The organism is Nocardia sp. NPDC127526 (genome assembly GCF_042672265.1).
Lineage (GTDB): Bacteria > Actinomycetota > Actinomycetes > Mycobacteriales > Mycobacteriaceae > Nocardia.
In genome coordinates this window covers 361,412-368,808 of sequence record NZ_JBHXVO010000006.1, presented here as the reverse complement: position 1 = coordinate 368,808, position 7,397 = coordinate 361,412, and the positions used below count along the sequence as shown (strand labels likewise).

General features: G+C 69.6%; 7 protein-coding genes and 1 pseudogene. 7 read left to right on the top strand and 1 reads right to left on the bottom strand.

Annotation, left to right across the window (positions count from 1 at the left end; translation table 11 throughout):
- The 7 genes from sucB to ACFVIV_RS14835 all read left to right on the top strand — a co-directional run.
- On the top strand, positions 1 to 1,217 hold a 1,217-nt coding region (gene sucB / locus ACFVIV_RS14865), incomplete at its 5' end, for a 2-oxoglutarate dehydrogenase, E2 component, dihydrolipoamide succinyltransferase (protein WP_379196346.1).
- A gap of 11 nt (positions 1,218 to 1,228) precedes the next feature.
- Positions 1,229 to 2,128, top strand: coding sequence for a TIGR01777 family oxidoreductase (locus tag ACFVIV_RS14860; protein WP_379196344.1), 900 nt, complete (start codon positions 1,229 to 1,231; stop codon positions 2,126 to 2,128).
- A gap of 126 nt (positions 2,129 to 2,254) precedes the next feature.
- Positions 2,255 to 2,398, top strand: coding sequence for a hypothetical protein (locus tag ACFVIV_RS14855; RefSeq protein WP_379196342.1), 144 nt, complete (start codon positions 2,255 to 2,257; stop codon positions 2,396 to 2,398).
- Positions 2,399 to 2,477: 79 nt separating this feature from the next.
- Complete coding sequence (locus tag ACFVIV_RS14850; RefSeq protein WP_379196392.1) at positions 2,478 to 2,990, top strand: GNAT family N-acetyltransferase; 513 nt, start codon at positions 2,478 to 2,480, stop codon at positions 2,988 to 2,990.
- Positions 2,987 to 3,781 (top strand): lipoyl(octanoyl) transferase LipB, encoded by a 795-nt coding sequence (lipB, locus tag ACFVIV_RS14845; protein ID WP_379196340.1) that lies wholly within the window; start codon positions 2,987 to 2,989, stop codon positions 3,779 to 3,781. The genes ACFVIV_RS14850 and lipB overlap by 4 nt, the downstream gene beginning before the upstream one ends.
- Before the next feature lie 97 nt (positions 3,782 to 3,878).
- Entirely contained in the window at positions 3,879 to 4,916 is a 1,038-nt protein-coding gene (lipA, locus tag ACFVIV_RS14840) for a lipoyl synthase (RefSeq protein ID WP_379196338.1), read from the top strand.
- A 115-nt stretch (positions 4,917 to 5,031) separates the two neighbouring features.
- On the top strand, positions 5,032 to 7,221 hold the full coding sequence (locus ACFVIV_RS14835) for an elongation factor G-like protein EF-G2 (protein WP_379196336.1): 2,190 nt from the start codon (positions 5,032 to 5,034) through the stop codon (positions 7,219 to 7,221).
- Here ACFVIV_RS14835 and ACFVIV_RS14830 read toward each other — a convergent pair.
- Positions 7,222 to 7,344, bottom strand: a pseudogene (locus ACFVIV_RS14830) (excalibur calcium-binding domain-containing protein); the annotation flags it as partial.
- Between the last annotated feature and the right edge of the window lie 53 nt (positions 7,345 to 7,397).

Below are 7,397 nucleotides of genomic sequence, written 5' to 3'. Positions count from 1 at the left end.
TGTCGATCCCCGCGCTGCACTACGAGGTGGTTACGGTGGGCGGTCACCTCGGGGTTTTGGGCTGCGGCTCCCGGGCCGCCGCCCGGGCGCCGGCGCGGGCGCCGGCCCCCGCGCCTGCTCCGGCTCCCGCGCCCGCCCCGGCTCCCGCACCGGCCCCGGCTCCGGCCGCCGCCGCTCCGGCGCCTGCCCCGGCTCCCGCGCCCGCGCCGGCTCCGGCCCAGAAGCCCGCTCCGGTTCCGGCCGGCGCCACCCCGGCCGACGAGCCGTCCTCCAACGGCGGCCCCTACGTCACCCCGCTGGTGCGAAAGCTGGCCGCGGAGAACGGCGTCGACCTGAACACCCTCCAGGGTTCCGGCGTCGGCGGCCGCATCCGCAAGCAGGATGTGCTCGCCGCCGCCGAGGCCAAGAAGGCTCCGGCTCCCGCCGCTGCCGCTCCGGCCGCCGCCGCCCCGGCCGCGCCCGCCGCCACCGCGGCCCCGCGCCCGGCCCTGTCGCATCTGCCCGGCACCACCCAGAAGGCCAGCCGCATCCGGCAGATCACCGCCACCAAGACCCGGGAGTCGCTGCTCACCACCGCGCAGCTCACCCAGGTCCACGAGGTCGACATGACCAAGGTGGCCGCGCTCCGCGCCCGCGCCAAGTCGGCGTTCCAGCAGCGTGAGGGCGTGAACATCACGTTCCTGTCCTTCTACGCCAAGGCCGCCATCGAGGCCCTGGCGGTGCACCCGAACGTGAACGCGTCCTACAACGAGGACACCAAGGAGATCACCTACCACTCGGTGGTCAACCTGGGCATCGCGGTCGACACCGAGCAGGGCCTGCTCTCGCCGGTCATCCACAATGCCAACGACCTGTCGCTGGCCGGGCTGGCGCGGGCCATCGCCGATATCGCCAACCGAGCGCGCAATGGCGGGCTGAAGCCGGACGAGCTGTCGGGCGGCACCTTCACCATCACCAATATCGGTTCGCAGGGCGCGCTGTTCGACACCCCGATCCTGCTCCCGCCGCAGGCGGCCATGCTGGGTACCGGCGCGATCGTCAAGCGCCCCATCGTGATCAGCGACAACGGCAACGAGTTCATCGGCATCCGCTCGATGGCCTACCTGCCGCTGACCTACGATCACCGCCTCATCGACGGCGCCGACGCCGGCCGCTTCCTCACCACCATCAAGCACCGGCTGGAAGAGGCGGCGTTCGAGGGCGACCTCGGCCTGTAGGCGGCAGCCGTATGAAGGTCGTGGTCGCCGGCTCGTCCGGGTTGATCGGGACGGCGCTCGTCGCGGCATTGCGCCGCGACGGGCACGAGGTCACCCGCCTGGTGCGCCGTCCCGCCCAGGCCCGGGACGAATTCCGCTGGGACCCGGCCAGTGCCGATCTGGACGACCGCGCGCTGCGCGGCGCCGACGCCGTGGTGAATCTCTGCGGCGTCGGCGTCGGGCGGCGGCGCTGGAACGGCAGCTTCAAGCAGGAATTGCGCGACAGCCGCATCGTGCCCACCGATGTGCTGGCCTCCGCGGCGGCCACCGCGGGCGTGCCGACGCTGGTGAACGCCAGCGCCGTGGGCTACTACGGGGGCGACAGCGGCGATCGCGTGGTCACCGAAACCTCGCCCGCCGGAACGGGATTCCTGGCGAGCCTGTGCCGGGACTGGGAGGCCGCCACCCATCCGGCCGGCGATGCCGGGGTGCGGACCGTGCTGTTGCGCAGCGCCATCGTGCTGGCGCGGCACGGCGGCCTGCTCGGCATGCTGTACCCGTTGTATTCGCTCGGCCTCGGCGGGCGGCTGGGCAACGGCCGCCAGTATCAGCCGTGGATCTCCCTCGACGACGAGGTGGGCGCCATCCTCTACGCCCTCACTCACGAGTCGATCTCCGGTCCGGTGAACCTGTGCGGTCCCGCGCCGGTCACCAATGCCGAGTTCACCCGCGCGCTCGGCCGCGCGCTGCATCGCCCCACTCCCCTGGTGGTGCCCGGCTTCGCGCTGCGGCTGGCGGTGGGCGAGTTCGCGGAGGAGGGAATCCTGCACGGCCCCAGGGCGATTCCCACCGTGCTCGAGGACGCGGGCTACCACTTCCAGCACCCCACCATCGGCGCCGCGCTCGCCGCCACGGTCGCGTCCCCGCACTGAATCCGACCTAGAGGTGCCCCTGTTTCACACTGGACGGACGCCCGAGTAACCTGGTCATAGCGATTGTCGATAACTCCTTTTACCGGACCCGAGGTTCGTACGGGCCACCGAACAAGGGGGTACTTCATGATCAAATCGATCATCGCCGAGCTCGTCGTCGCATTGGGCGTGCTGTTCGCGGGCAACGCCATGGCGAACGTCGACGACCCGGTTCACTGCGCGGGGCTCATCATGACTCCGGGCAAGCTGCTGCAATGCCTGGACGACTGACCGCGTCGCACATCACACCCCCCGTATCGATACCGTGTTCACCGTGAGCAACGACCCGACCGTGCTCGCGCCCGCCGATCTGCTGGTGCGCGACGCACGCGAGAACGATCTGCCGGAGATCCTGGCGATCCACAACAACGCGATCGCCGAGACCACCGCCATCTGGGATACCGAATTGGCCGACCTGGCCGAGCGCCGCGCCTGGTTCGAGGCGCGCCACGCCGCCGGCTGCCCCATCCTGGTCGCCGAGATCGACGGGCGGGTGGCGGGCTACGCCAGCTACGGCCAGTTCCGGCCGAAGTCGGGATACCGGTTCTCCGTGGAGAATTCGGTGTACGTGGCCGATGAGTTCCACCGGCGCGGCGTGGCGACGGCGCTCATGACCGAACTGCTGGCGCGGGCGCGCGGCGACGAGGTGCACGCCATGATCGCCGCCATCGAGTCCAGCAACACCACCTCCATCGCCCTGCACGAGAAGTTCGGATTCCGGGTGGTCGGGCAGCTGCCCGAGGTCGGACTGAAGTTCGGCCGCTGGATGGATCTGACACTGATGCAGATCGTCTTCGCCGAGGGAGTAACGTCGCAATCGTGAGCGAAAGCACTACGGCCACGGCCCCGTTATCCCGTGGGGCATCGGCCCGCTTCGACGAAACACCCATGATCGTCGAGAATCTGGGCCTCATCGACTACCAGCGGGCGTGGGATCACCAGCGCGAGATCGCCGCCGAACGCGCCGAGGGACGCGGCCAGGATCGGCTGCTGCTGCTCGAGCATCCCTTCGTCTTCACCGCGGGCCGGCGCACCGAGGCACAGGACATGCCGATGGACGGCAGTCCGGTCATCGAGGTGGACCGGGGCGGCAAGATCACCTGGCACGGTCCCGGGCAGCTGGTCGGCTACCCGATCATCCGGCTGGCCGAACCGGTCGACGTGGTCGCCTATGTGCGCCGCCTGGAGGAAGCGCTGATCACCGTGTGCGCCACCCTCGGCCTGGAAACCGGCCGGGTGGACGGGCGCTCGGGCGTGTGGGTCGCCGCCGACGAGTTCCGGCCCGAACGCAAGGTCGCGGCCATCGGCGTGCGCGTCCAGCGCGGCGTCACCCTGCACGGCATCTCGCTGAACTGCAATTCGACCCTGGACGGCTTCAACGCCATCGTGCCGTGCGGAATCCGGGACGCGGGCGTCACCACGCTGAGCCGGGAACTGGGCCGCGAGGTGACCGTCGAAGAGGTGCGCCCGCTGGCCGCCGACGCCATCATCCGGGCGCTGAACGGCGATCTGCCGGTCGCCGAGCACATCGTGACCCGCCCCAAGGCGGTCACCGAGGACACTGTCGACTGCTCGATGCCCCTCGCCGCAGCGGTGCCCGCCAAGGCCGAATGATCACGAGCGTAGGGTGGACAAAGTGACCTCCGTCGATACCCCGACATCGAACAACCCGGCCGCAGCTGACCCGAACGCGGCCTCCGCGGGTCCCTCCGTGGTTACGCAAGCTGCCGCCTCCGGGCCTGCCGCTGCGCCCGCCGGCCGCAAACTGCTCCGCATCGAGGCGCGCAACGCCGAGACCCCGATCGAGCGCAAGCCCAAGTGGATTCGCACCCGCGCCACCATGGGCCCGGAGTATTCCGAGCTCAAGGGCCTGGTGAAACGCGAAGGGCTGCACACGGTCTGCGAAGAAGCAGGCTGTCCCAACATTTTCGAATGCTGGGAGGACCGCGAGGCCACCTTCCTCATCGGCGGTGAGCAGTGCACCCGGCGCTGCGACTTCTGCCAGATCGACACCGGCAAGCCCGCCGCGCTGGACCGCGACGAGCCGCGGCGCGTGGCCGAGAGCGTGCAGGCCATGGGCCTGCGCTACTCCACCATCACCGGCGTGGCCCGCGACGACCTCGAGGACGGCGGCGCCTGGCTCTACGCCGAGACGGTGCGCGCCATCAAGCAGCTGAACCCGAACACCGGCGTCGAGCTGCTCATCCCCGACTTCAACGCCGTGCCCGAACAGCTGGCCGAGGTGTTCTCCTCGCGGCCGGAGGTGCTGGCCCACAATGTGGAGACGGTGCCGCGCATCTTCAAGCGCATTCGCCCGGCCTTCCGCTACGAGCGCTCGCTCGCCGTGATCACCGCCGCCCGCGAGGCCGGCCTGGTCACCAAGTCCAACCTCATCCTCGGCATGGGCGAGACGCCGGAGGAGGTCACCCAGGCCATGCGCGATCTGCACGAGGCCGGGTGCGACATCCTCACCATCACGCAGTATCTGCGGCCCTCGCCGCTGCATCATCCGGTGGACCGCTGGGTCAAGCCGGAGGAATTCGTCGAGCATTCGCGGGCCGCCGAGGAGATGGGCTTCGCGGGCGTCATGGCCGGGCCGCTGGTGCGCTCGTCCTACCGCGCGGGTCGCCTCTACGCGCAGGCCATGCGGCACCACGGTCGCGAAATCGCGCCGGAGATGGCGCATTTGGCCGATGAGGGCACCGCTTCGCAGGAAGCCACCAGCGTTCTCGCGCGCTTCGGCTCGTAGGGGGAAACACGCCGAGGGAATGCCGGTTAACGCCATCTGGCCGGAATCGTGGACGCGATCGGCCCGGCGGTGGGAAGCTCGAAGTACGGCATCAATCGACCCCGGAGCGAGCCAGATGGTCGAGAGGACGAGTGCGCCGGCAGGCGCCAACGGCAGGGCAATAACGGCCGAACGGCCGGAAGACATACGCAATGTGGTGCTGGTCGGGCACAGCGGATCAGGGAAAACCACACTGGTGGAGGCCCTCGCCGTGGCGACCGGAGCGGTGCCCAGAGCGGGCAGAGTCGAGGACGGCACCTGCGTGTCGGACTACGACGATATCGAGCAGCGACAACATCGGTCCGTACAGCTTTCGGTGGTGCCGATGCGATGGGATCAGATAAAGGTCAACCTACTCGACACCCCCGGCTATGCGGATTTCGTCGGGGAACTCAGGGCCGGTCTGCGGGCAGCGGACGCGGCCCTTTTCGTGCTCTCCGCCGCGGCCGGCATCGAGGGGGTGAGTGGGGCGACGCTGGCATTGTGGGAGGAATGCGCAATGGTCGGCATGCCGCGCGCCATCGTGCTGACCCATTTGGATACCGCGCGCGCCGATTTCGAGGATATGACCGATACCTGCCGGGAGATTCTCGGCGGCGGGGCGGCGGAAAGCATGCTGCCGCTGCATCTTCCGGTGTACGGACCCAAGAGCGCCGACGGGCACCGGCCGGTGACCGGGCTCATCGATCTGCTGACCCAGCACGTGTACGACTATTCCGCGGGCGAGCACACCGAAACCCCGGCCTCCGAGGAACAACTGGAGTTGATGGCGGAGGCGCGCAATCGGCTCATCGAGGGCATCATCGCCGAGAGCGAGGACGAGACCCTCATGGATCGCTACATCAGCGGTGCGGAGATCGATCTCGCCACGCTGGAGGCCGATCTCGAAAAGGCCGTCGCGCGTGGCAGTTTCCATCCGGTGCTGATCGCGGCGCCGCCGCCGGAGGGGGCCAAGCAGGGGCTGGGGACGATCGAGATTCTCGACCTCATCGCGCGCGGATTCCCCACCCCCGCAGAACATCCGGTGTCCGCCACCGGTGCGACGGGCAAGTCCGCTCCCCTGGTCTGCGATCCCAAGGCGCCGTTGGCCGCCGAAGTCATCCGCACCGCCTCCGACCCCTACGTGGGCCGAGTATCGTTGGTGCGGGTCTTCTCCGGCACCCTGCATGCGGACGACACCGTGCACGTGTGCGGTCACGGCCCCACCGAAACCGCGAATCACGATGCCGACGAACGCATCGGCGCGGTCACCGCTCCCTTCGGCAAGCAACAGCGCCCGCTCGGCGAGGCCATCGCCGGCGATATCGCCTACGTCACCAAACTCTCCCGGGCCGAAACCGGGGACACCCTGTCCGCCAAGGACTCTCCGCTGCTCATCGAACCGTGGTCCATGCCCGATCCACTGCTGCCGGTGGCCATCAAGGCGCACGGCAAGGCCGATGAGGACAAGCTCTCCCAGAGCCTGGGCCGCCTGGTGGCGGAGGACCCGACGGTGCGGCTGGAGCAGAATCCCGATACCCATCAGCTGGTGCTGTGGTGCCTGGGCGAGGCGCACCGCGACGTCGCCCTGGAGCGCCTCCGCTCACGCTTCGGCGTCCAGGTCGACGTCATCGATCACAAGGTGGCGCTGCGGGAAACCTTCGCCACCTCGGCCTCCGGCCGCGGACGGCATGTGAAGCAGTCCGGTGGTCACGGCCAGTACGCCATCTGTGAGATCGAGGTCGCGCCCCTGCCGGAGGGGTCCGGAATCGAGTTCGTGGACAAGGTGGTCGGCGGCGTGGTGCCGCGCCAGTTCATCCCCTCGGTCGAGAAGGGCGTGCGCGCACAGGCCCTGCGCGGTGTGGTGGCCGGGTATCCGCTGGTCGATGTGCGGGTCACGCTGTTCGACGGCAAGGCGCACTCGGTGGATTCCTCCGACGCCGCCTTCCAGATGGCCGGCGGCCTGGCATTGCGCGAAGCGGCCGCGGCCGCCCGCATCAGCCTGCTCGAGCCCCTCGCCGAGGTCCGGGTGCTGGTCGCCGACAGTTATGTCGGTCCCGTCCTGGGCGATCTGTCCAGCCGCCGCGGTCGCGTCCTCGGCACCGAACCGGACAGCCTGGGCCGCACCGCCATCCGGGCCGAGGTCCCGGAATTGGAGCTGAGCCGCTACGCCGTGGACCTCCGCAGTCTGGCCCACGGTGCAGCGACGTTCACCCGCACCTACGTGCGGCACGAACCGATGCCCGCCCAGCTGGCGGACTCGATGCGTGAGAAATCGAAGAGCTGACTACTTCTCGCAGGCGACGCCGTCGCCATCGCGATCGAGGGCCGGTCGGTAGCCCGGCTGGCCCCGCAGGATCGGGGCGGCGCCGGCGGCGCGCGCCTCGGAGCAGTTCTGGTAGTAGACCTCCTCGGCGCCGGCGCTCTGCGCACCCAGCACAGTGGCGGCGGCGATGGTCGCGA